Source organism: Pseudomonas resinovorans NBRC 106553, assembly GCF_000412695.1.
Classification (GTDB): Bacteria; Pseudomonadota; Gammaproteobacteria; order Pseudomonadales; family Pseudomonadaceae; genus Metapseudomonas; species Metapseudomonas resinovorans_A.
Map to the genome: position 1 here is coordinate 5,289,611 of NC_021499.1, position 21,169 is coordinate 5,310,779.

Consider the following 21,169-nt stretch of genomic DNA (forward strand, 5'->3'; position numbering starts at 1 on the left):
GCTTTTTTGTGGGTGAACGGGGGATGTCGCTCGGATCATTTCCGCATGGGCTGCGGGTTTCTGTTTCGCCTTCCCGGGCGAGTTCCTTTTCCAATCGTTGAAAAGGAACCAAAAAACTTGCCCCGACATCCGGGTTTGGCTTCGCCAAACTCCCCTCGCTCCATCCTTGCTCCGGGGGCCCGCCGCGAAGGGCCATCCATGGCCCTGCGCGGCTCTCGCGGCATCCATGCCGCTCGTCCCCCTCCACAAGGATTCCACTCAGCCTCCTGAAGGGGCGCTTTGCGCGGCGTCATCTCCTCTGTTTCATTCCAGGCCGGTATGGGCAACAGAACTGCATCGCGCCTGCCCGCGCGAGTCACCCCTCGCCCACCGAGAGAGGGGCGGGGGAGAGGGAGGTTTCAAAGCGCGGGAAGCCAGCCAGAGCACCACACAAAATTGACGATCCGGTCGGCCACCGCGAAGCGCCCTTCCGCCCGATCGCAAACCTACTTCAGCTCGGAAAACGCCAGCTTTATCCCCAACCCCACCAGCACCGCCCCCATCAACCGATCAAACCAGTGCCCCATGCGGGCAAAGCCGGCGCGCACCCGGCGTTGGCTGAACAGCAAGGCCACCAGGCTGAACCAGAGGGCGGTGGCGAAGGCCAGGTAGACGCCATAGCCGGCCTGGATCGCCAGCGGGGTGTGCGGGTTGATCACCACGGTGAACAGGGAAAGGAAGAACAGCGTCGCCTTGGGGTTCAGGCCATTGGTGACGAAGCCGGTCACGAAGGCCCCGCGCGGGCTGCGCTCACCCGCCATGAGCGCGGCCTCGGCGGCGATCGGGTCGGCCGGCTTGGCGCGCAGCGCCTTGATGCCGATGTACAGCAGGTAGGCGGCGGCGGCCCACTTGAGCGCGTTGAACAGCATGATCGACTGGGACACGATCAGACCGATGCCCAGCAGCGAATAGCCCACGTGGACGAAAATTCCGCAGCCCACCCCCAGGGCCGTCCAGGTGCCGGCACGACGGCCATGGGCGACGCTCTCGCGTACCACGATGGCGAAATCCGGGCCGGGGCTGGCCACGGCCAGCAGGTGGATCAGGGCGACGGTCAGGAATTCCGTCCAGTACATGGGACCTCCGATAACAACGACGAGCTTTGGTAGGCTGGCAACCTTACGCCTTCGAAAGAACCAGAAAAAGGTACAGCCCCGCATGAACAGCAGCCGCGCCGTCTTTCTCGACCATGCCTCCCTCGACCTCGGCGACCTCGACCTGTCGCCGTTGCACCAGTCCTTCGACGAACTGCAGCTGCACCCGCAGACCGCCCCCGACGAAGTGGCCGAGCGCCTGCGCGGGGCCCAGGTGGCCATCAGCAACAAGGTGCGCATCGACGCCGCCGCCATGGCCGCCAACCCCGAGCTCAAGCTGATCCTGGTGACCGCCACCGGCACCAACAACATCGATCTTGCAGCCGCCCGCGCCCAGGGCATCACCGTGTGCAACTGCCAGGCCTACGGCACACCCTCGGTGGCCCAGCACACCCTGGCGCTGCTGCTGGCCCTGGCCACCAGCCTGCCCGACTACCAGGCCGCCGTGCGCGCCGGGCGCTGGCAGCAGGCCAGCCAGTTCTGCCTGCTGGATTTCCCGATCTTCGAGCTGGAAGGCAAGACCCTCGGCCTGCTCGGCCATGGCGAACTGGGCGGCGCGGTGGCGCGCCTGGCCGAAGCCTTCGGCATGCGCGTGCTGCTCGGCCAGCTGCCGGGCCGTCCGCCCCGCGCCGACCGCCTGCCGCTGGCCGAACTGCTGCCGCAGGTGGATGCCCTGACCCTGCACTGCCCGCTCAACGAGCAGACCCGCGACATGATCGGCGCCGCCGAGCTGGCGCTGATGAAGCCTGGCGCCCTGCTGGTGAACACCGCCCGTGGCGGCCTGGTGAACGAAGAAGCCCTGGCCGCCGCGCTGCGCAGCGGTCACCTGGGCGGTGCCGCCACCGACGTGTTGACCCAGGAACCGCCGCGCGACGGCAACCCCTTGCTGGCCGCCGACATCCCGCGCCTGATCGTCACGCCGCACAACGCCTGGGGCAGTCGCGAGGCCCGTCAGAGGATTGTCCTCCAGCTTGTGGAGAACACCGAAGCCTGGAGAAGGGAATCGCCCGTCAGAGTTGTCGGATAATTCACACCAGACCCTGATAAAATTCGCTGCTTTTATCAGGATCTTCTTCAGATGGACCCACGCAGCGAAGTCCTGCTTCGACAAGCCGACCTGTTCCAGCGCCCACTGCTGCTGGCCGGACTGCCGGCCGACGATCTGCTCGGCAGCCTGCCCCAGGCCAGCGGCTGGACCTGGCATGCCGGTGACCAGGCGGCTCTCGAGAGCCGCTTCGCCGGCCGCAGCCACTTCGGCACCACGCCGCCCGAGGTGGCGTTCGGCGCAGCCGTGCTCTTCCTGCCCAAGTCCCGCGAACTGGCCGACTACCTGCTGAAGGCCCTGGCCGCGCGGCTGCCCGGTGGCGAGTTGTTCCTGGTGGGCGAGAAGCGTGGCGGTATCGAAGGCGCCGCCAAACAACTGGCCGCGTTCGGCACGCCGCGCAAGCTGGACAGTGCGCGCCATTGCCAGCTGTGGAAGGTCGATATAGGCGAGGCCCCCGCAGTCCCTGACCTGGAGGCCCTGGCCCAACGCTATCGGCTGGACCTGGCCGACGGCCCGCTGGACGTCGTCACCCTGCCCGGCGTGTTCAGCCATGGCCGCCTGGATCGCGGCACTTCACTGCTGCTGGAACAACTGGACGGCCTGCCCAGTGGCCACCTGCTGGACTTCGGCTGCGGCGCCGGCGTGCTCGGCGCGGCGCTCAAGCGACGTTATCCACAGAGCCGCCTGACCCTGCTGGATGTGGACGCCTTCGCGGTGGCCAGCAGCCGCCTGACCCTGGCCGCCAATGGCCTGGAGGCGGAGGTGATCGCCGCCGACGGCATCCATGGCGCGCCCGAGGGCCTGGCCGCGATCGTCAGCAATCCGCCCTTCCACCAGGGTGTGCATACCCACTACCAGGCCAGCGAAGACCTGCTGCGCGCCGCTCGCCGGCACCTGGTCGCAGGGGGCGAGTTGCGCCTGGTGGCCAACAGTTTCCTCAAGTACCCGCCGCTGATCGAGCAGCACCTGGGTCCCTGCCGCCTGCTTGCCGAAGGCGACGGCTTCCGTATATACAGCGCCCGCCGCTGACCTGGCGTACCCCCACACTCTCTGCATACTCAAGCGGCAACCAATAGCCGCCCTTGCCCGGCATGAACCGGGAGACCTGGAGTTTTTCTTGACCGATCTCAACACTGCCAGCTCCGCGCCCACGCAGGGCGGGCTGCACCGTTCCCTCAAGCCGCGCCACCTGAACATGATCGCCATCGGTGGCTCCATCGGCACCGGGCTGTTCGTCGCCTCCGGCGCGACGGTCGCCACCGCCGGGCCGGGCGGTGCGCTGCTCGCCTACGCGCTGATCGGGATAATGGTCTACTTCCTCATGACCAGCCTCGGGGAGATGGCCGCGCACATTCCGGTTTCCGGCTCGTTCAGCACCTATGGCAGCCGGTTCGTCGACGATGGCTTCGGTTTCGCCCTGGGTTGGAACTACTGGTACAACTGGGCGGTGACCATCGCCGCCGAGCTGGTGGCGGCCCAGCTGATCATGAGCTTCTGGCTGCCGGACGTGCCCGGCCTCTACTGGAGCGCGCTGTTCCTCGGCATCATGTTCCTGCTCAACGTGATCTCGGTGAAGGGTTTCGGCGAGAGCGAGTTCTGGTTCGCGCTGATCAAGGTGGTGGCGGTACTGGTGTTCATCGGCATCGGCCTGGCGACCATCTTCGGCATCATGGGCGGTATCGAGGCGCCCGGCTTCAGCAACTTCACCATGGGCGACGCGCCCTTCGTCGGCGGCCTGCAAGCCATGGTCGGGGTGGCGATGATCGCCGGCTTCTCCTTCCAGGGCACCGAGCTGATCGGCATCGCCGCGGGCGAGTCGGAAAACCCCAGGAAGAACATCCCCATCGCCATCCGCCAGGTGTTCTGGCGCATCCTGATGTTCTACATCCTGGCGATCTTCGTGATCGGCATGCTGATTCCCTACACCGATCCGAACCTCTTGAAGAACGACGCCAGCGACATCAGCGTGTCGCCCTTCACCCTGCTCTTCGAGCGCGCCGGTTTCGCCGCCGCCGCCAGCGTGATGAACGCGGTGATCCTCACCGCCATCCTCTCGGCCGGCAACTCGGGCATGTATGCCTCCACCCGCATGCTCTACAACCTGGCCCTGCAGGGTAAGGCACCGAAGCTGTTCGCCCGCCTCTCCGCCAGCGGCGTGCCGCGCAACGCGCTCTACGCCACCACCCTGGTGGGCGCGCTGTGCTTCTTCGCCTCCATCGTCGGCGACGCCACCCTCTACACCTGGCTGCTGAACACCTCGGGCATGTGCGGTTTCATCGCCTGGCTGGGCATCGCCATCTCCCACTACCGCTTCCGCAAGGGCTACCTGGCCCAGGGTGGCCGTCTCGAGGACCTGCCCTACCGCGCCCGGCTGTTCCCCTTCGGCCCACTGTTCGCCTTCAGCCTGTGCCTGCTGATCACCCTGGGGCAGAACTACCAGGCGTTCTTCGGCGAGCGGATCGACTGGGCCGGCCTCACCGCCACCTACATCAGCCTGCCGCTGTTCCTCGCCATCTGGCTGGGCTACCGCTTCAAGAAGGGCAGCCGCCTGGTGTCCTACAGCGAAATGGATGTGCGCCCCAGCGACTGACCGCATGACGCATCGCACTTGCCGGGACGACCCGGCTTGTGCACAATGCGCCCCGTCCTAGGGGAGTAGTCTCCCGCGAGCGCCCTGCTCGCCCGGCGTGCGTCAACATACTTGGTCCACAGACCATGGCGCATGCGACCCAGAGCCTGCATAGACAGGCCCGCGGTTTGACAAGACCTATGACACACACAACCTGACCCGGGGTGGGCAGATTGCGTGTGTCATGGTGATTAGTCGACCCGCCCCCGTAGGAACCCTGATGCTGGAATCCCTCTTCGTCCCGACCCTGATCGTCGCCCTCGCTGAAATCGGCGACAAGACGCAATTGCTCGCATTGCTGCTGGCCGCCCGCTTCCGCAAGCCCTGGCCGATCATCTGGGGCATAGTCGCCGCCACCCTGGCCAACCACTTCGCCGCCGGCGCCGTGGGTTCCTGGGTCGCCAGTTTCTTCTCCGCCGCCACCCTGAGCTGGATCCTCGCCGCGTCCTTCGCCGCCGTTGCGCTCTGGACCCTGGTGCCGGACAAACTGGACGACGACGAAGAGTCCGGCCTGAAGAAATATGGCCCCTTCGTCACCACGCTGGTGGCCTTCTTCCTCGCCGAGATGGGTGACAAGACCCAGGTCGCCACCGTGATGCTGGCCGCGCAGTACCCGCACTTCATCATGGTCGTGCTGGGCACCACGCTCGGCATGCTGATCGCCAACGTCCCGGTGGTGCTGGCCGGCAACTTCGCCGCCGACCGCCTGCCGCTGACGCTGATCCGCCGCCTGGCTTCCTCCGCCTTCGCCGCCCTGGCCCTCTACGCCGTGTACCAGGCGCTGAAGCTGAGCGGCCTGCTCTGACCCCCGGCGCGATACCCATCGGAGCACCGATGGGTATCGCCCGGCCGGCGGCGATATGGCGTTTCGGCCAATGGCGGCGCCGGCCGAACCGGTAAAGTGGCGCGCTGGATCAAGGCGCAGGGAGCGCAGCATGTCACTGGACGATATGAAGCGGCTGGTACGCCAGCACATCGAGCTGTCCTGGAACAAGGGCCGCCTGGCCCTGACCGAGCAGCTGCAGAGCAAGGACTTCCTCTACAAGAGCTCCTTCATCGGCCGCCCCCTGGGCAGCGCCGCCTACAGCCAGATGGTGGCGAACATCCGCGACGCCATGCCCGACCTGGAGGTGGTGATCGAGGAGTGCATCGCCGAAGGCAACAAGGTGGTGACCTGGTCCACCCTGATCGGCAGCATCCAGAAGCCCGCCCTGGGCTACCCGCCCAGCGACAAGATCCTCAGCATCTCGGCCATGGCCTTCTGGACCTTCAACAGCGTGGGCGAGGTGCAGGAGATCTGCACCATGTTCGACATGGAAAGCTTCCGCGCCCAACTCGGCCTCGCGACCCAGCCCCTGGCGGAAAAGACCCAGCCCTGATCAGAGATAGCCGTTGGCGCGGAACCAGCCGATGGTGCGTTCCAGGGTGACCTCCAGCGGCGTCTCGGCGACGAAGCCCAGTTCGTGGCGCGCCTTGCTGCCGTCGAGGAACTGCCCGCCCGCCATGACGGCGATGGCGGTGTCATCCAGCTTCGGCAATTCGCCCGACAGCCGATAACGCAGCCGTCCCAGCACCGCCATGCCCTTGGCCAGCGCCAGCGGCATGGGCTGCGGTGGCGGTACCTGGAGCAGGGTGGCGATGCGTTCGGTCAGCTCGGCCATCTCGATGTTCCGCCCGGTCAGCAGGTAGCGTTCGCCCACCCGCCCCTTCTCCAGCGCCAGCAGCAGTCCGCGTCCGGCATCGGCGGCATCCACCAGGTTGCGTCGACCGGGCACGTAGTGGGTCATCCAGCCTTGCGCCATGGCCAACACCAGACGCCCGGTGCTGGGCACCGAGTCGAACTCGCCCAGGCACATGCCCGGAATCCCGATGATCACCGGCAAGCCGTTGCGGGCCTGCTCGCGGGCCTGTTCGTCCAGGGCCCACTTGCTCAGCAGGTAGGGGTTCTTCCAGCGGGGCATGCCCTCGTAGAACAGCCCCTCGTGGCCGGGCAGGCCTTCAGGGTGCTGCGGCAGGGCGATGGCCGCGCCGGTGTAGAGGATGCGTGGCACATGGGCGGCCAGGCAGGCGGCGTAGAAATGGTTGTTCTGGTCCAGGGCGCTGGCGACTTCCTCTTGCCAGCGGCGTGGCCGCTTCGGGTAGCCGGCGGCGCAGAAGATCACGCCATCCAGGCCGGACAGGGCTCGGGCAAGGCCGGCATGGTCGAGCAGTTCGGCGCTGCGACACTCGGCCTCCAGGTAGGCCAGCCGCTGGATACGCGACGCCGGCCGATGAACCAGGACCAGCTGGTGCCCCGCGGCCTTCACCGCCCGCGCCGCGTGGTGGCCGAGCAGGCCGGTTGCTCCGATGACGGCGATTTTCACTGCAACTCCTCATCCGCTGGAGATTCGCCATCCGCTGTTCGCGAGGTGGCGGCAAGCAGTCTAGAACGCGGGTTGCCGGGATGCCAGGAGGATTTCCCCTGGCGCCTTAGGGGCCGGCGAAACGTCACCTGCCCTGGGGATCAGCCACGTTTTCCCTTGGCTTGCTCGTAGAGCGGCATCACCTTTGGAATGGCCGCCTGCAACGACGCGATGCGCGAGCCGGACGAGGGGTGGGTACTCATGAACTCCGGCGGTGCGCCGCCACCGGCCTGCTCCATCTTCTTCCACAGGGTGATCGCGGCGTTCGGGTCGTAGCCCGCACGGGCGGCCAGCTCCAGGCCGATCAGGTCGGCTTCGTTCTCGTTGGAGCGGCTGTTGGGCAGGGTCATCAGGTACTCGACCCCGGTGTTGGCCACACCCAGGCCGACCTGGCCGACGCCCAGTACCGAACCGATCTGGCTGGCCATCTGCACGCCATAGGCCTTGGACATGGCTTCACGGCTGTGCTCACGCAGGGCGTGGGCGACTTCGTGGCCCATTACCGCCGCCAGTTCGTCGTCGGTAAGCTGGAGTTTCTCGATCAGGCCGCTGTAGACGATGATCTTGCCGCCCGGACCGCAGTTGGCGTTGAGCTCGTCGCTGTCGATCAGGTTGGCGTCCCAGTCCCATTGCGCGGCGTCGGGGCGGAACACCGGGGTCTGCGCGATGAGGCGCTTGGCGATGGCATCGACACGCTTGGCGTTGGTGCTGTTCTTGTCCAGCTCGCCCTTCTGCGAGGCCTCGCTCAGGGTCTGCTGATAGGACTGGGCGTACTTCTGGTTCAGCTCGGCGCTCGACAGCATGCTGAACATGTATTGCTTGCGTTCGACGCCTACCGCGCCGCCGCTGGTGGTGTTGACGGCCTGGCATCCTGCCAGGATCAGGGCCGCGGTCAGCCCGGACAGGTAAAACAGCTTGGCCATGTTGGCTCTCCATCTCTTTGCGAGGTCGGTAATGCTACGGCGGGCCTGGAACCCCGGCAACCGCGTCGCATGTAGACAAGCCGGCAGCGCATTTATCCCCAACGACGATTTAGGAAATTGCACAGTGCGGCCGATATAGAGAAATACGGCGTTTTCCTCTTTCCGGAGCCCCCATGAAGTTCAAGTCCATCCAGTTCTCCATTGCCGCCCTGGCGGGAGCCAGCGTGCTGGCCGTGGTCGCAGCCCTGGTGCTCTATGCACTGTTTTCCGGTGCCCGCACCCAGGAGCTGGTGCAACAACGCACCCAGGCACTGCTCGAGCAGGGCATCAAGGAACGCCTGGTGGCGCTGGCGCGTTCCCAGGTCAGCCAGATCCAGCGCGAGCTGGAAATGCCCCTGGGGGTCTCCAGGAACATCGCCAACCTCAACGCGCTGCTGGCTGAAAAGGACGCCTCCGGCAATCCGCAGCTGACCATCAGTCGCGAGCACCTGAGCAACCTGGTGCACCAGACCCTCGTGCAGAACCCCAAGTTGCTCGACGCCTTCATCGGCTGGGAAGCCAACGCCTTCGATGGCAGCGACGGCCTCTACGCCGGGCAGACCGAGCAGGGCTACGACGACAGCGGTCGCTTCATGCCCTGGTGGTACCGGACCCCCGACGGCGGCTACAAGCTGGAAGCCCTGGGGCCGACCATGGAAAGCAGCAAGCTGCTGCCCACCGGCGTGCGCGAGGGCGAGTACTACCTGTGCCCGAAGGAGACCGGCAAGCCTTGCGTGATTGACCCGGCCCCCTACGAGATGGCCGGCAAGATGGTGATGATGTCGTCGTTCAACGCCCCGATCATGGTGGGCGGCAAGTTCCTCGGCTCGGTGGGTACCGACCTCTCCCTGGACTTCATCCAGGAGCTGCTGAACAAGGCCGACACCCAGCTCTACGATGGCGCCGGGGAAATGGCCCTGGTGGCCAGCAACGGCCGCCTGGTGGCCTACACCCGCGACCCCGCGAAGCTGGGCGAACCCAGCGCCAGCGTGCTCGGCGCCGCCACGGTCGAGCAACTCAAGAACCAGCCCCTGGGCGAGCCGCACTTCAGCGTCGACCCGCAACAGGACATGATCGAACTGTTGCTGCCCTTCGGCATCGCCGACAGCGGCGCCCGCTGGACCCTGGTGCTGCAACTGCCCCAGGCCGTTGTGCTGAAGGACCTGAAAGCGCTGCAGGGCGAGCTCAGCGCCCAGCGCGACGCCGATATCTTCGGCATGACCCTGGTGGGCCTGCTGATCGCCGGCCTCGGCCTGCTGGTGATCTGGTTCGTCGGCTACGGCATCGCCCGCCCGCTGCGCCAGATGGTCGGCATGCTCGACGACATCGCCAAGGGCGACGGCGACCTGACCCAGCGCCTGCACAACAACCGCGCCGACGAGATGGGCGCGATCGCCGGTGGCTTCAACACCTTCCTCGGCAAGCTGCAGTCGATGATCAGCCAGGTGGTGACCTCGGTGCAGAAGGTCAGTGACTCCTCCGAGCACACCGCCGATATCGCCATCCGCACCAACCAGGGCGTGCAGAAGCAGCTGGCGGAGATCGAACTGGTGGCCACCGCCGTCCACGAGATGACCGCCACCGCCCAGGACGTGGCGCGCAACGCCACCCACGCGGCGGAAGCCGCCAGCCACGCCGACCAGGCGGCCAACCACGGCAAGCGCATCGTCCATAGCACCGCCGAAGCCATCACCGCCCTGGCCACCGAGATCGGCCGCGCGGTTGGCGTGGTGCAGACCCTGGCCAAGGACAGCGAGAACATCAACGCCATCCTGGTGGCGATCCGTGGCATCGCCGAGCAGACCAACCTGCTCGCGCTCAACGCCGCCATCGAGGCCGCGCGTGCCGGCGAACAGGGCCGCGGTTTCGCCGTGGTGGCCGACGAGGTGCGCAACCTGGCGCAGAAGACCCAGCAGGCCACCGAAGAGATCCAGACCATGATCCAGCAGCTGCAGCACGGCACCCGTGAAGTGGTGAAGGTGATGCAGGACAGCCAGGAGAAGACCGACACCAGCGTGCAACACGCCAACGAGGCGGCCCATGCGCTGGAGTCCATCACCCAGGCGGTGTCGGTGATCAACGACATGAACACCCAGATCGCCAGCGCCGCCGAGGAGCAGAGCGCGGTGGCCGAGGACATCAACCGCAACGTGACCAACATCGGCCAGGTCGCCAACGAGGTGGCCGGCGGCGCCGACGAAGCCTCCCAGGCCAGCGCGGAGCTGACCAAGCTGGCGGAGCAGCAACGACGGCTGATCAATCAGTTCAAGGTGTAAGACGAAAAGCCCCTCGCAGGAGGGGCTTTTTCATGGAGGCGAGTTCAATCGCCAAGTCGTAGGTTGGGCTGAGGCACGAAGCCCAACAACGCTGCATGCCGGGTGGGGGCGTTGGGCTTCGCTTCGCTCTGCACCAACCTACGAATGCCGCATATCACGCCGGCGTCAGGCACTCCGGCCCATCGAGCTTGGGATCGTTCACCAGCGTAGCCAGCGCCCGCTCGCGCAGCTGCGGCCCCGGTCGACCCAGCAATTCGAGCAACTGCAAGGGCGTCGAGTCGGCGGCCAGCCAGAGGTCCTGGGCCTGCTCATCCAGCACCAGCGGGCGACGCAGGTCGGCCACCGGCTGGGTGACCATGGCCAGGCTGAGGTACTCCACATCGCCCACCGGGTAGGCCTCCCAGAGCGCGGCCAGATACAGGGTTCCGCCCTCGGCGCTGACCCAGTAGGGGCGTTTGCGCACGCCGCGCCACTCGTAGAAACCGTTGGCCAGGATCAGGCAACGCCGGGAGCGGAAGGGCTCGCGGAACATCGGCTGGTCGGCCAGGGTTTCCACCCGGGCGTGGGCGGGCGTCTTCGACAGGTCGGTGAGCCAGGCGGGGGTGAGGCCCCAGCGGGCCTCGTCGACACGGCGCTGGCCGTCCAGCTCCCGCAGCATCAACACCCGGCCGCCAGGAGCGAGGTTCCAGTGCGGCTGTTGGCCGGCGGGAAAACCGGGAAGGGACGCCAGTGCGGGCGACCAGCGGAACAGGGCTAAACGTCCAGACATTGGGGCTGCCAGTTCGGAGCGGGGATCAGCAGAGCAGAGTGCCCGGGTAGCTGTCGGGCTCCTCGCCCGGCAGCGGTTGCGCGGCATTGTACGCGGCGATCAGTTTGCTTGCGCGTTCGGCGTCTTCGTCCTCCACCAGCAGGCCCAGCAGGCCGAACATCGGCAGTTCGCCCACGCCGCCCAGCAGGTGGCCCCCGGCGAGATGGGCCTCGACACCTTCGCTGGCCAGCATGCCCAGCAGCAGCTCGGCCTCGATCAGGTCGTGGGGCTCATAGATGCGCCGCATCAGTCGTCCTCCCGGCGAACCTCCAGGCGGAAGTCCTCGCCGTCGGTCTGCAGCAGGAACAGGATCGGCCGGCAGCACACCGGACAGTCCTCGATGTACTGCTGATCGCCACCGGAGAGGTCAAGCACGGCCTCGGCCGGTTCGCCGCAATAGGGGCATTGGTAGTCCTCTGTCTCCAGCATCCCGCCTCCCGTGTGACTTGCCTGTATAATCGCCGGTCTATTTGGAGCCCCGGTTTACGGGGCCTACACCCTTTTACCCAGCCGATTCCACAACAAGAGTGACCAATGGGCGAATTCGAAGCCATCCGACCCTATGACGATGCCGAGGTCTCGACGGTGCTTGCGCGCCTGTTCGCCGACGACGCCTTCCTCGGCACCCTCACCCGCTACCGTTTCCCGAAACTGGCGGGCCCACTGGGCTGGCTCCTAAAGCCTGTTATAGCTCATCGGTTGCGCAGGGAGTTCGCCAGCATCGATTCGGTGGCGGCACTGCAGGACCGCATCGAGCCCTATGTGGACAACACCATCGAGCGCGCCACCGACGGCGTGACCTATTCGGGCGTGGAGCGCCTGAAGCCGGGCACCGCCTACCTGTTCCTGGCCAACCACCGCGACATCGTGATGGACCCGGCCTTCGTCAACTACGCGGTGTACCACGCCGGCCTGCCGACCCCGCGCATCGCCATCGGCGACAACCTGCTGCAGAAGCCCTTCGTCAGCGACCTGATGCGCCTGAACAAGAGCTTCATCGTGCACCGCAACCTGGCCGGTCGCCGCGAGAAGCTGGCGGCCTTCCAGCTGCTGTCGGCCTACATCAACCACTCCATCCGCGAAGACGGCCAGTCGATCTGGATCGCCCAGGCCGAGGGCCGCGCCAAGGACGGTGACGACCGCACCGATTCGGCGATCCTCAAGATGTTCCACATGAGCCGCAAGGACGAGCCCTTCGCCGAGGTGATCCGCAACCTGCACCTGATCCCGGTGTCCATCAGCTACGAGTACGACCCCTGCGACCAGGCCAAGGCCCGCGAGCTGCAGATCCGCGCCAGCACCGGCAGCTACGCCAAGGCGCCGGGCGAGGACGACGCCAGCATTGCCCTGGGCATCACCGGCTACAAGGGCCGGGTGCACATCGCCTTCGGCAGCGAGATCGGCGGCGCCAGCGAAGATGCCAAGCAACTGGCCCAGGAGATCGACCAGCAAATCCTCGGCGGCTATCGCCTGTTCCCCGTGCACTACCTGGCCTACGCCATGTGGGGCAAGCAAGACCCCGAACTGCGCGTGCCGGCGGCGGCCGACCTGTTCCGCGGCGAGGAACTGGCCCGCGCCCAGGCCGAATGGCAGAAGCGCCTGGACGCCTGCACCGAGGAACAGCGCCCCTACCTGGTCCAGCAGTACGCCATGCCGGTGCGCAACCAGTACCGGGTCAAGGCGGGCTTGCCGTTGTAAGCCACGTCCGGAAAACAAAACGGCGACCCTGGGGTCGCCGTTTTGCATCTGGCCGTATGAATCAGAGCTGGGTGCTGGCCCAGGAGATCCCGAGCGCCACCGCCAGGCTGAAATAGCCGAAGGCGTAGAAGAAGCGATTGAGGCGCAGGGCCGCTTCGTCCTGCAGGGAGGCGGGTTCGTCCAGCTCGCTTTCGGCGGCCAGGCGGGCGATGGAGCGCTGCTCGCGCAGACGGGTGGCCAGCAGCACCCAGGCGCCGGCAAAAGCAAAGAACAGGGCCAGGCCATTCACGACCTGTGCGGGGTGGGCCAGGAACATGGCCCAAAGCGCCTGCAGCGACATCTCGAACTCCGCTCCAGGTGGCGCTACCGTGCACTCAACCTGCAAGACAAGGATCTGCCGTCCTGATCCGGACGGTCTATTCAACGGCGCCCAGTTTACCGAAACCGCCGTCTGCTCCGGGGGCGTTCCGACGAATGCCGCCGGAAACGAAAAAGCCCGGCGCTGGGCCGGGCTTCTTCAGGAGCGGAGCCTTACTGCGACAGGGCCTGACCGATGGTCGGGTCCTTGAAGGCGCGGGTCAGGGCATCGCTCAGCACATCGGAGATCAACTTGGTGTTGGTCTGCTCGTTGGGCGCGGTGCCGAAACGCTGGTTCAGCGAAGCACCGTACTTGCCGCTGTAGCGACGGGTGGCGTTCTGCACATCGACGCGGAAGCTGGCGCTGATGTTGGCCTCGGTGACGTAGGTTTCCTTGGGCGACTGGTACTTCAGTTCGGCCAGGGTCAGGGTCAGCTGCGGGGCGTTGTAGGCGTTCGGCGACGGGGTGAAGCCCAGCAGGCGCACCGCGGCTTCGGCCTCGGCTTGCAGGCGCGGCAGGATGTCCTTGCCCTGAACGGTGATGGCGCTGGTTTCGGAATAGATGCCACCACGGGTGCCAAGCACCGGCGACGGACGACCGTCGGCGACACGCACCACCACGGGCTGGCCTTGGCCAACCGGGGTCAGCGGGCCGGTGAGTTTGGGTTGCGGGCTGAGCTGCTGCGGGCTGAGGGCACAGCCGACCAGGGTCAGGCTGAGGGCGGCCAGCAGGCCAAGCAACGGGCGTTTCAGCATGCTTTATCTCTCCAGGAATGAAAGCAAAACGGCCGGCAGTATACCCAGCCGGTCAAGGTACTGACAGAGCGCCAGTACTCATGGGATTTCAGACCGCGGCGCACCAACCCGGTTCCTGTCACGCGCCCGTCACGCCGGCATGGGATAAAGGGCACCGAACTGTTGGAGTAGTCATGATGTTCTTCCTCTTGTCCCTGTTCGCCCCACGCCCGCAACGCCGCAGCTTCGCCCTGCTGGACGACAAGGGCATCTGCCGCGGCCTGCACCAGGGCATCGAGCCGCCGGCCAACGGCAATTGGGTCCCCGTAGGCGAAACCAGCCTCGCCTGGCTCGACAAGCCCCTGCCCGCCATTGCCCGGACCGCACCGGTCGTCAGACAACCTGCACGGCGCCGCGCGTTGGCAGCCTGACCGGTGGATGAAGAAAAGTCACACCAAGCGCCCTACTTCCCCCATTTCACAGTTATAATCGCGCCCCGATTATAAGGTCGTCTCCTGATCGGGCCTCGCAACACCGCACCTCGCGCCAGCTTGGGCATCCGCACAGCCCCACAGAGAGCCGTCCACTTTTCGCGCTGCCACTCGTTGGTCAGCCGCATCCTTCCGCCCGAATTGCATACGTTTTGTTGCAGGGACGCACGCTTGGCATCGCGCGCGTAGAGGGAAGCGGCCGGCCGTGAGGTAGCCGATCCTTATGAGGTTCACGTCTCCAAAAGAGCGTGAGATGACGGTTTTTCACTACTTCACGAGAGAGTGGCGAGCAAATGGCGCAAGACGATTACGAAGCAGTGGACGTGTTGCTGGTCGGGGCCGGCATCATGAGCGCGACGCTGGCGGTACTGCTTAAAGAGCTCGATCCTGGCCTCAAGCTGGAGATCGCTGAACTCAGGGAATCGGGAGCAATCGAGAGCTCCAACCCCTGGAACAACGCGGGTACCGGCCATGCCGGCCTCTGCGAGCTCAACTACACGCCCCAGGCGGCCGATGGTTCCATCGACATCAAGAAAGCCGTCAACATCAACGCCCAGTTCGAGGTTTCCAAGCAGTTCTGGGCCTACATGAGCGGCAAGAGCGCGTTCGGCTCGCCCAAGTCCTTCATCAATGCCGTCCCGCACCTGTCCTTCGTGCGCGGCGACAAGGACACCGCCTTCCTCAAGAAGCGCTTCGAGCTGCTCCGTCAGCACCACGCCTTCAGCGAGATGGAATACACCGAAGACCGAGGCACCGTCGCCAAATGGGCGCCGCTGATGATGAAGGGCCGCGACGCATCCGAGAAGATCGCCGTGACCCGCGCCATGAACGGCACCGACGTCAACTTCGGTGCGGTCACCAACCAGCTGCTGCAGTACCTCAGCAGCCTGGATTCGACCCGCGTCAGCTACTTCCAGAAGGTCACCGACCTCACCCGCACCGACAAGGGCTGGAAGGTCAACATCAAGAACACCCAGACCGGCACCAGCCGCGAAGTGTCCGCGCGCTTCGTGTTCCTCGGCGCAGGTGGCGGCGCGCTGCCGCTGCTGCAGCTTTCCGGCATCCCCGAAGGCAAAGGCTTCGGCGGCTTCCCGGTGAGCGGCCAATGGCTGCGTTGCGACAACCCCGAAGTGGTCAAGCACCACCAGGCCAAGGTCTACAGCCAGGCCGACGTCGGCGCTCCGCCGATGTCCGTGCCGCACCTGGACACCCGCGTGGTCGACGGCAAGAAGTCTCTGCTGTTCGGGCCCTACGCCGGCTTCACCACCAAGTTCCTCAAGCACGGTTCGTTCCTCGACCTGCCGCTCTCGGTACGCCCGAGCAACCTCGGCCCGATGCTGGCCGTGGCCCGTGACAACTTCGACCTGACCCGCTACCTGGTCAAGGAAGTCATGCAGTCCCAGGAACAGCGCCTGGATGCCCTGCGCAAGTTCTACCCCGAGCTGAATCCGGCCGACTGGCGCCTGGAAGTGGCTGGCCAACGGGTGCAGATCATCAAGAAGGACGGCAAGAAAGGCGGCATCCTGCAGTTCGGCACCGAGCTGGTTTCGGCAGAGGACGGCAGCATCGCGGCCCTGCTGGGCGCCTCGCCGGGCGCTTCGGTGACCGTGTCCATCATGCTCAACCTGATCGAGCGCTGCTTCGCCGAGCAGGCCCGTTCCGAGCAGTGGAGCGCCAAGCTGAAGGAAATCTTCCCGGCCCGGGAAAAAGCCCTGGAAACCGACGCGGTTCTGTACCGCGAAGTCAGCGCCCGCTCCGATGCGGCGCTGGGCCTGACCCAGGTCGACACCGCGACCAGCATCGCCTGAGTCGCAGCGCCGAGCTGAATGAAAAACCGCCCTTCGGGGCGGTTTTTTGTTTTTGGAGCCCACGAAATTGAAGGATTCATGCCCTGTCCGCATGGGTATCGCTGCGCTCAACCCATCCTACGAAAGCCGACGCCCAGGCCCCAGCCACAAAAAAGCCCGCACAATGGCGGGCTCTTTCAGCACAACAGGGATCAGCCGCGAGCGGCCTTGATCACCTCGATGTAGGGCTCAGCCTGGCGCTGATCCTGGATCAGGGCGATGAAGTCGTTACCCTGCGCATCCTTGGCGTTGAGGTCGTAACCGGCCTCGACGAAGAAGCCGACGAAGCGCTCGAAGTCATCGATACGCAAGCCACGGTAGGCCTTGATCAGCTTGTGCAGAGAGGGCGGGGTCGCGTCGGCCGGCTCGACCGCGAGGAACAGCTTGATCGAGTCTTCGGAAATTTCTTCGCCAATCACCTGCTTCTTGTCTTTACGCATCGCTCACATCTCTGGCCGGGTATCACGTAGGGGCGGGCAGTTTACCTCCGCCCGCCCCCCGCGCTCAACGCAGGCGTACCGCGCCGCTGTGCAGGTCGGCCCAGACATGGCCGTTGGCGTAGCTGAGGAACTGGCAATAGACCGGACCGTTGCGCAGCAGGTCGAGCACCGCGGCGTACTGCGCCATGGGGTAGTTGAGGCTGAGGATGCGGCTCTGGGGGTCGTAGCTCGGCTTTTTCAGGCTCTTGCCCTCGGCGTCGAACAGGATCACCACCTGGCGCACGTCGGCGCCCTTGCTCAGGGGCTTGCCCTTCAGGCGCACCAGGGCTGGCGAGGTGATGGGAATCGGTTGCTGGTTGGACTGGCGCTGGCTACCCAGCACCACCGAAAACTCGGTGATCTGGATGAGTTGCTGCAGCTCGGGCTGTTCCTGGCGCAGGGAAAGATCGTCCGGCGGCAGGAACTGGGCATGTAGGGGAGCGGTTTCGGCGGCGACAGTGGGCAGACTGAGGATCAGCAGGAGAGCGGCGCCGAGGCGCAGGGACGAGTACATCGGTGGCTCCGACAGCAAGGGAGCGCAGCACTCTAGCACGGGCCTCGGCGCTCAGGTCAAAGCGCCGCCGTCCCTCGCAGGTCCTATAATCGGCGGGTTCCAGCCAAGGAGCCGCCATGTCCGCCTACCGTCCCCCGCTGTTCGCCGCCATGCGTCAGACCTTTCGCGAAGGCTATTCCGTGTCGGACCTGCGGGGCGACCTGGCCGCCGGCGTCACGGTGGGCATCATCGCCATTCCGCTCGCCATGGCACTGGCCATCGCCGTTGGCGTAGCCCCGCAGCACGGTCTCTACACGGTGTTGCTGGCGGCGCCGCTGATCGCCCTCACCGGCGGCTCGCGCTTCAACATTTCCGGCCCCACCGCCGCCTTCGTGGTGATCCTCCTGCCCATCACCCAGCAGTTCGGCCTTGGCGGGCTGCTGCTCTGCACACTGATGGCCGGGCTGATCCTCATCGCTATGGGCCTGGCGCGCCTGGGCCGGCTGATCCAGTTCATTCCCTATCCGGTCACCCTGGGTTTCACCGCCGGCATCGGTATCGTCATCGCCACCCTGCAGATCAAGGACCTGCTGGGCCTGCAGCTGGCCGAGACGCCACAGCACTACCTGGACCAGCTGCGCCTGCTGGCCGCCGCGCTGCCCGGCGCGCACCTGGGTGATGCCCTGGTAGCGGCCGCCTGCCTTGCGGTGCTGCTGATCTGGCCACGTCTGGTGCCCAAGGTGCCGGGGCACCTGGTGGCCCTGGCCCTGGGCGCCCTGCTCGGCCTGCTGCTGGAAGTACTCGGCCTGCCGGTGGCGACCCTGGGCGAACGCTTCAGCTATGTGGTGGACGGCATCAGCCATCCGGGCATCCCGCCCTTCCTGCCCAGCTTCGCCTGGCCTTGGCAGTTGCCCGGGCCGGATGGCCAGCCCCTGGGCCTGTCCTTCGAGCTGATCCGCCAGTTGCTGGCGCCGGCCTTCGCCATCGCCATGCTGGGTGCCATCGAGTCGCTGCTCTGCGCGGTGGTGGCCGACGGCATGGCCGGCACCCGCCACGATCCCAACGCCGAGCTGCTCGGCCAGGGCCTGGGCAATCTGCTGGCGCCCCTGTTCGGCGGCATCACCGCCACGGCCGCCATCGCCCGCAGTGCCGCCAACGTACGTGCCGGGGGCCGTTCGCCCATCGCCGCGATCATCCATGCCGGCGTGGTGCTGCTGGCCATGCTGCTGCTCGCACCGCTGTTCAGCTACCTGCCCATGGCCGCCCTCGCGGCGCTGTTGCTGATGGTGGCCTGGAACATGAGCGAGGCGCGCCATGTGATGCACACCCTGAAGATCGCCCCACGCAACGATGTGCTGGTGCTGCTGACCTGCCTGGTGCTGACCGTACTGTTCGACATGGTGCTGGCGGTGGGTGTCGGCCTGCTGCTGGCCGCCGGCCTGTTCATCAAGCGCATGAGCGACCTCACCGACACCGCGCCCCTGCCCAACCACTTCCACGAAGCCCTGCGCGAACTGCCCGAAGAGGTGCTCGCCTACGCCATTCGCGGGCCGCTGTTCTTCGGCGCCGCGGAGAAGGCCCTGAGCGTGCTGCGTCGGTTCAACCCCGAGGTGAAGGTGGTGATAGTCGAGATGAGCGCCGTGCCGATGCTCGACATGACGGCCCTGGCCGCCCTGGAGAACCTGTTGCACGACTATGGCCGCCAGGGCATGGGACTGGTGCTGGTGGGCACCTCGCCCCGTGTGCGCTTGAAGCTGCGCCGCGCCGGCGTGCATCGCGAAAGCGGCCGGCTGGCCTATGTGCAATCCCTGGAACAGGCGCGGCTCAAGGCCGCGCAATGGCTGGAAGCGGCCGACGCTCAGCCGAACAGCGAGCGCATCCAGGCCAGGTAGTCCGCCGCCGCCGGGTCGCCCTCGCGCGGCGCCCAGGCCGGTTGTTCGCCTTCACCCACCGGACGGTAGGGGCCGGCCTTGCATTCGAACAGCAGGCTGTCGGGCTCCAGCACCACCAGGGCATGGAATACACCCGGCGGCAGGTCGACGCCGATGCAGTCGCCGCCGGCCACCAGCTCACGCTTGTCGCAGACCTTGCCGTCCTCGTCGAAGATCAGCAGGCCCAGGCGCCCCTTGAGCACCAGCAGGCTTTCGGCCTTGTCGGCGGAGAGGTGGCGGTGCGGAGGAATGTAGGTGGTCGGCTGCAGCCCAACCGCCATGCGGTGGCAGGGCTCTTCCATGGCGTGGAAGTTGTGGTGCTGGCGCTGCCGGGGGTTAGCCGCGGCCTTCTCGGCCAGATCGGCGAACAGGGCCTGATCGAGGAAGCGCGGCGTGCCCATGCTCAGAGCCCCTTGACCGCGAAGATGCCGGCGGCGTTGCGCCAGTAGCCCTTGTAGTCCATGCCGTAGCCGAAGATGTAACGATCCACGCAGGGCAGGCCCACGTAGTCGGCCTTGAGGTCCGGACGGGCCTTGCGGTCGTGGGTCTTGTCGATCAGCACGGCGGTATGCACCTTGGCCGCGCCGGCGTGATTGCAGAAGTCCATGATCGCGGCCAGGGTGTGCCCCTCGTCGAGGATGTCGTCGATGATCAGCACATCGCGGTCGATGAAGGAGATCTCCGGCTTGGCCTTCCAGAACAGCTCACCACCGCTGGTTTCGTTGCGGTAGCGGGTGGCGTGCAGGTAGGACAGCTCCAGCGGGAAGTCGAGCTTGGGCAGCAGCTTGCCGGCGAAGATCAGGCCACCGTTCATCACGCAGAACACCACCGGGTTGCGCTCGGCCAACTCGCCGTTGATGGCCTCGGCGACCTGGGCGATGGCCGCTTCGACCTGGGCGTCGGTGTACAGGCAATCGGCTTCGGCCATCACCTGGCGGATGTGTGCGAGATCGGCGGACATGGCAATTCCTCTGGGTTCGACGGGGTACGAGCAGGGTTTCCATGGGAAATCCTGAACGGGGCGTCAAGATAAAAGTCGGCAAAGGTACTCATCCGCCTGCCCCGGAGCAAGTCCCGACGGACGAGTGTCGACCATACTGCAGCAGGTTGTCGCAGACCATGGACAGATCCTTGCCTGGCGGCGACATCGCGGCCCGGATCCGCCAGTCAGTGCAGCACAGAATGTGCTCAATGGATTAAGCTAACCCGTTTTTTTTGCCAGCCCGCCGGAGAACCTTCCCATGCCCATCCGTGAGATCCGCCATCCGCTGATCCGCCACAAGCTCGGCCTGATGCGCCGCGCCGACATCAGCACCAAGAACTTCCGCGAACTGGCACAGGAAGTCGGCGCCCTGCTGACTTACGAAGCGACCAACGACCTGCCCCTGGAGAACTACGACATCCAGGGCTGGGCCGGCACCGTGCAGGTCGAGAAGATCGCCGGCAAGAAGATCACCGTGGTGCCCATCCTGCGCGCCGGCATCGGCATGCTCGACGGCGTGCTCAGCCTGATTCCGGGCGCCAAGGTCAGCGCCGTGGGCGTCGCCCGCAACGAAGAAACCCTGGAAGCCCACACCTACCTGGAGAAGCTGGCGCCGGAGATCGACGAGCGCCTGGCGCTGATCATCGACCCGATGCTGGCCACCGGCGGTTCCATGGTCGCCACCATCGACCTGCTCAAGCGCGCCGGCTGCAAGGAAATCCGCGCCATGGTGCTGGTGGCGGCGCCGGAAGGCATCAAGGTGGTCAACGACGCCCACCCGGACGTGATGATCTTCACCGCCTCCATCGATCAGAAGCTCAACGAGCATGGCTACATCATCCCGGGGCTCGGGGATGCCGGCGACAAGATCTTCGGCACCAAGCAGAAGGAAAACTGATCG

At 66.0% G+C, this 21,169-nt stretch carries 23 protein-coding genes and 1 riboswitch; of the genes, 11 read left to right on the forward strand and 12 right to left on the reverse strand.

Annotation, left to right across the window (positions count from 1 at the left end; translation table 11 throughout):
• Positions 1–485: 485 nt before the first annotated feature.
• A complete protein-coding gene (locus PCA10_RS23805; RefSeq protein WP_016494650.1) occupies positions 486–1,115 on the reverse strand; it encodes a LysE family transporter in 630 nt (209 codons plus the stop codon).
• Positions 1,116–1,197: 82 nt separating this feature from the next.
• On the opposite strand from PCA10_RS23805, the gene PCA10_RS23810 reads away from it, so the two are divergent.
• From PCA10_RS23810 to PCA10_RS23830, 5 genes are all read left to right on the forward strand, one after another.
• Positions 1,198–2,160: a 2-hydroxyacid dehydrogenase gene (locus tag PCA10_RS23810; protein WP_016494651.1), complete on the forward strand. Its 963-nt coding sequence runs from the start codon at positions 1,198–1,200 to the stop codon at positions 2,158–2,160.
• A 51-nt stretch (positions 2,161–2,211) separates the two neighbouring features.
• Positions 2,212–3,207, forward strand: coding sequence for a class I SAM-dependent methyltransferase (locus PCA10_RS23815; RefSeq protein WP_016494652.1), 996 nt, complete (start codon positions 2,212–2,214; stop codon positions 3,205–3,207).
• Positions 3,208–3,295: 88 nt separating this feature from the next.
• Positions 3,296–4,768 carry an amino acid permease gene (locus PCA10_RS23820; RefSeq protein ID WP_016494653.1) on the forward strand — a complete coding sequence of 491 codons (1,473 nt, stop codon included), beginning with the start codon at positions 3,296–3,298 and terminating at the stop codon, positions 4,766–4,768.
• A 48-nt stretch (positions 4,769–4,816) separates the two neighbouring features.
• Positions 4,817–5,000: riboswitch (yybP-ykoY riboswitch) on the forward strand.
• Positions 5,001–5,030: 30 nt separating this feature from the next.
• The gene (locus tag PCA10_RS23825) at positions 5,031–5,612 is read left to right on the forward strand and encodes a TMEM165/GDT1 family protein (RefSeq protein WP_144277069.1); all 582 of its coding nucleotides are present in this window, start codon (positions 5,031–5,033) and stop codon (positions 5,610–5,612) included.
• A gap of 130 nt (positions 5,613–5,742) precedes the next feature.
• Positions 5,743–6,186 carry a ketosteroid isomerase-related protein gene (locus PCA10_RS23830; protein WP_016494655.1) on the forward strand — a complete coding sequence of 148 codons (444 nt, stop codon included), beginning with the start codon at positions 5,743–5,745 and terminating at the stop codon, positions 6,184–6,186.
• Here PCA10_RS23830 and PCA10_RS23835 read toward each other — a convergent pair whose 3' ends face one another.
• Entirely contained in the window at positions 6,187–7,170 is a 984-nt protein-coding gene (locus PCA10_RS23835) for an NAD-dependent epimerase/dehydratase family protein (RefSeq protein WP_016494656.1), read from the reverse strand.
• Between the two features lie 140 nt (positions 7,171–7,310).
• The gene (locus PCA10_RS23840) at positions 7,311–8,132 is read right to left on the reverse strand and encodes a M48 family metallopeptidase (RefSeq protein WP_016494657.1); all 822 of its coding nucleotides are present in this window, start codon (positions 8,130–8,132) and stop codon (positions 7,311–7,313) included.
• A gap of 173 nt (positions 8,133–8,305) precedes the next feature.
• On the opposite strand from PCA10_RS23840, the gene PCA10_RS23845 reads away from it, so the two are divergent.
• The gene (locus PCA10_RS23845; protein ID WP_016494658.1) at positions 8,306–10,447 is read left to right on the forward strand and encodes a methyl-accepting chemotaxis protein; all 2,142 of its coding nucleotides are present in this window, start codon (positions 8,306–8,308) and stop codon (positions 10,445–10,447) included.
• 154 nt (positions 10,448–10,601) lie between these two features.
• Here the strand turns inward: PCA10_RS23845 and PCA10_RS23850 are convergent, their stop codons facing one another.
• The 3 genes from PCA10_RS23850 to PCA10_RS23860 are packed head-to-tail and all read right to left on the reverse strand — an operon-like array spanning position 10,602 to position 11,684.
• Complete coding sequence (locus tag PCA10_RS23850) at positions 10,602–11,216, reverse strand: SOS response-associated peptidase (protein WP_016494659.1); 615 nt, start codon at positions 11,214–11,216, stop codon at positions 10,602–10,604.
• Positions 11,217–11,241: 25 nt separating this feature from the next.
• Positions 11,242–11,502: a putative signal transducing protein gene (locus PCA10_RS23855; protein WP_016494660.1), complete on the reverse strand. Its 261-nt coding sequence runs from the start codon at positions 11,500–11,502 to the stop codon at positions 11,242–11,244.
• Positions 11,502–11,684, reverse strand: coding sequence for a CPXCG motif-containing cysteine-rich protein (locus tag PCA10_RS23860; protein WP_016494661.1), 183 nt, complete (start codon positions 11,682–11,684; stop codon positions 11,502–11,504). The genes PCA10_RS23855 and PCA10_RS23860 overlap by 1 nt, the downstream gene beginning before the upstream one ends.
• Positions 11,685–11,789: 105 nt before the next feature.
• Between PCA10_RS23860 and PCA10_RS23865 the strand changes: the two genes are divergently transcribed.
• Positions 11,790–12,953 (forward strand): 1-acyl-sn-glycerol-3-phosphate acyltransferase, encoded by a 1,164-nt coding sequence (locus PCA10_RS23865; RefSeq protein WP_016494662.1) that lies wholly within the window; start codon positions 11,790–11,792, stop codon positions 12,951–12,953.
• Between the two features lie 61 nt (positions 12,954–13,014).
• Here the strand turns inward: PCA10_RS23865 and PCA10_RS23870 are convergent, their stop codons facing one another.
• Positions 13,015–13,293, reverse strand: coding sequence for a hypothetical protein (locus PCA10_RS23870; protein ID WP_016494663.1), 279 nt, complete (start codon positions 13,291–13,293; stop codon positions 13,015–13,017).
• A gap of 191 nt (positions 13,294–13,484) precedes the next feature.
• Complete coding sequence (locus PCA10_RS23875; RefSeq protein ID WP_016494664.1) at positions 13,485–14,066, reverse strand: YajG family lipoprotein; 582 nt, start codon at positions 14,064–14,066, stop codon at positions 13,485–13,487.
• A 173-nt stretch (positions 14,067–14,239) separates the two neighbouring features.
• Between PCA10_RS23875 and PCA10_RS23880 the strand changes: the two genes are divergently transcribed.
• Positions 14,240–14,476, forward strand: coding sequence for a hypothetical protein (locus tag PCA10_RS23880; RefSeq protein WP_231866604.1), 237 nt, complete (start codon positions 14,240–14,242; stop codon positions 14,474–14,476).
• 353 nt (positions 14,477–14,829) lie between these two features.
• A complete protein-coding gene (gene mqo, locus PCA10_RS23885; RefSeq protein WP_016494666.1) occupies positions 14,830–16,344 on the forward strand; it encodes a malate dehydrogenase (quinone) in 1,515 nt (504 codons plus the stop codon).
• A gap of 191 nt (positions 16,345–16,535) precedes the next feature.
• Here the strand turns inward: mqo and PCA10_RS23890 are convergent, their stop codons facing one another.
• Together PCA10_RS23890 and PCA10_RS23895 are read right to left on the reverse strand one after the other, a co-directional pair.
• Positions 16,536–16,823: a PA4642 family protein gene (locus tag PCA10_RS23890; RefSeq protein WP_016494667.1), complete on the reverse strand. Its 288-nt coding sequence runs from the start codon at positions 16,821–16,823 to the stop codon at positions 16,536–16,538.
• Positions 16,824–16,887: 64 nt separating this feature from the next.
• Positions 16,888–17,376 (reverse strand): hypothetical protein, encoded by a 489-nt coding sequence (locus PCA10_RS23895; protein WP_016494668.1) that lies wholly within the window; start codon positions 17,374–17,376, stop codon positions 16,888–16,890.
• Between the two features lie 116 nt (positions 17,377–17,492).
• Between PCA10_RS23895 and dauA the strand changes: the two genes are divergently transcribed.
• Positions 17,493–19,247 (forward strand): C4-dicarboxylic acid transporter DauA, encoded by a 1,755-nt coding sequence (dauA, locus tag PCA10_RS23900; protein ID WP_016494669.1) that lies wholly within the window; start codon positions 17,493–17,495, stop codon positions 19,245–19,247.
• Here dauA and PCA10_RS23905 read toward each other — a convergent pair.
• Positions 19,214–19,687: a WbuC family cupin fold metalloprotein gene (locus PCA10_RS23905; protein ID WP_016494670.1), complete on the reverse strand. Its 474-nt coding sequence runs from the start codon at positions 19,685–19,687 to the stop codon at positions 19,214–19,216. The genes dauA and PCA10_RS23905 overlap by 34 nt on opposite strands.
• 2 nt (positions 19,688–19,689) lie before the next feature.
• Complete coding sequence (locus PCA10_RS23910) at positions 19,690–20,247, reverse strand: hypoxanthine-guanine phosphoribosyltransferase (RefSeq protein ID WP_016494671.1); 558 nt, start codon at positions 20,245–20,247, stop codon at positions 19,690–19,692.
• Between the two features lie 280 nt (positions 20,248–20,527).
• On the opposite strand from PCA10_RS23910, the gene upp reads away from it, so the two are divergent.
• Positions 20,528–21,166 carry a uracil phosphoribosyltransferase gene (gene upp / locus PCA10_RS23915; RefSeq protein WP_016494672.1) on the forward strand — a complete coding sequence of 213 codons (639 nt, stop codon included), beginning with the start codon at positions 20,528–20,530 and terminating at the stop codon, positions 21,164–21,166.
• The last annotated feature ends 3 nt before the right edge of the window (positions 21,167–21,169 follow it).

Bases quoted from the DNA above. Each gene is read 5' to 3' on its own strand.
- PCA10_RS23810 (WP_016494651.1), top strand. From the start codon at position 1,198: ATGAACAGCAGCCGCGCCGTCTTTCTCGACCATGCCTCCCTCGACCTC.
- PCA10_RS23815 (WP_016494652.1), top strand. From the start codon at position 2,212: ATGGACCCACGCAGCGAAGTCCTGCTTCGACAAGCCGACCTGTTCCAG.
- upp (WP_016494672.1), top strand. From the start codon at position 20,528: ATGCCCATCCGTGAGATCCGCCATCCGCTGATCCGCCACAAGCTCGGC.
- PCA10_RS23805 (WP_016494650.1), bottom strand. From the start codon at position 1,115: ATGTACTGGACGGAATTCCTGACCGTCGCCCTGATCCACCTGCTGGCC.
- PCA10_RS23895 (WP_016494668.1), bottom strand. From the start codon at position 17,376: ATGTACTCGTCCCTGCGCCTCGGCGCCGCTCTCCTGCTGATCCTCAGT.
- PCA10_RS23860 (WP_016494661.1), bottom strand. From the start codon at position 11,684: ATGCTGGAGACAGAGGACTACCAATGCCCCTATTGCGGCGAACCGGCC.
- PCA10_RS23830 (WP_016494655.1), top strand. From the start codon at position 5,743: ATGTCACTGGACGATATGAAGCGGCTGGTACGCCAGCACATCGAGCTG.
- PCA10_RS23910 (WP_016494671.1), bottom strand. From the start codon at position 20,247: ATGTCCGCCGATCTCGCACACATCCGCCAGGTGATGGCCGAAGCCGAT.
- dauA (WP_016494669.1), top strand. From the start codon at position 17,493: ATGTCCGCCTACCGTCCCCCGCTGTTCGCCGCCATGCGTCAGACCTTT.
- PCA10_RS23880 (WP_231866604.1), top strand. From the start codon at position 14,240: ATGATGTTCTTCCTCTTGTCCCTGTTCGCCCCACGCCCGCAACGCCGC.
- mqo (WP_016494666.1), top strand. From the start codon at position 14,830: ATGGCGCAAGACGATTACGAAGCAGTGGACGTGTTGCTGGTCGGGGCC.
- PCA10_RS23875 (WP_016494664.1), bottom strand. From the start codon at position 14,066: ATGCTGAAACGCCCGTTGCTTGGCCTGCTGGCCGCCCTCAGCCTGACC.
- PCA10_RS23870 (WP_016494663.1), bottom strand. From the start codon at position 13,293: ATGTCGCTGCAGGCGCTTTGGGCCATGTTCCTGGCCCACCCCGCACAG.
- PCA10_RS23850 (WP_016494659.1), bottom strand. From the start codon at position 11,216: ATGTCTGGACGTTTAGCCCTGTTCCGCTGGTCGCCCGCACTGGCGTCC.
- PCA10_RS23855 (WP_016494660.1), bottom strand. From the start codon at position 11,502: ATGCGGCGCATCTATGAGCCCCACGACCTGATCGAGGCCGAGCTGCTG.
- PCA10_RS23905 (WP_016494670.1), bottom strand. From the start codon at position 19,687: ATGGGCACGCCGCGCTTCCTCGATCAGGCCCTGTTCGCCGATCTGGCC.
- PCA10_RS23865 (WP_016494662.1), top strand. From the start codon at position 11,790: ATGGGCGAATTCGAAGCCATCCGACCCTATGACGATGCCGAGGTCTCG.
- PCA10_RS23845 (WP_016494658.1), top strand. From the start codon at position 8,306: ATGAAGTTCAAGTCCATCCAGTTCTCCATTGCCGCCCTGGCGGGAGCC.
- PCA10_RS23890 (WP_016494667.1), bottom strand. From the start codon at position 16,823: ATGCGTAAAGACAAGAAGCAGGTGATTGGCGAAGAAATTTCCGAAGAC.
- PCA10_RS23840 (WP_016494657.1), bottom strand. From the start codon at position 8,132: ATGGCCAAGCTGTTTTACCTGTCCGGGCTGACCGCGGCCCTGATCCTG.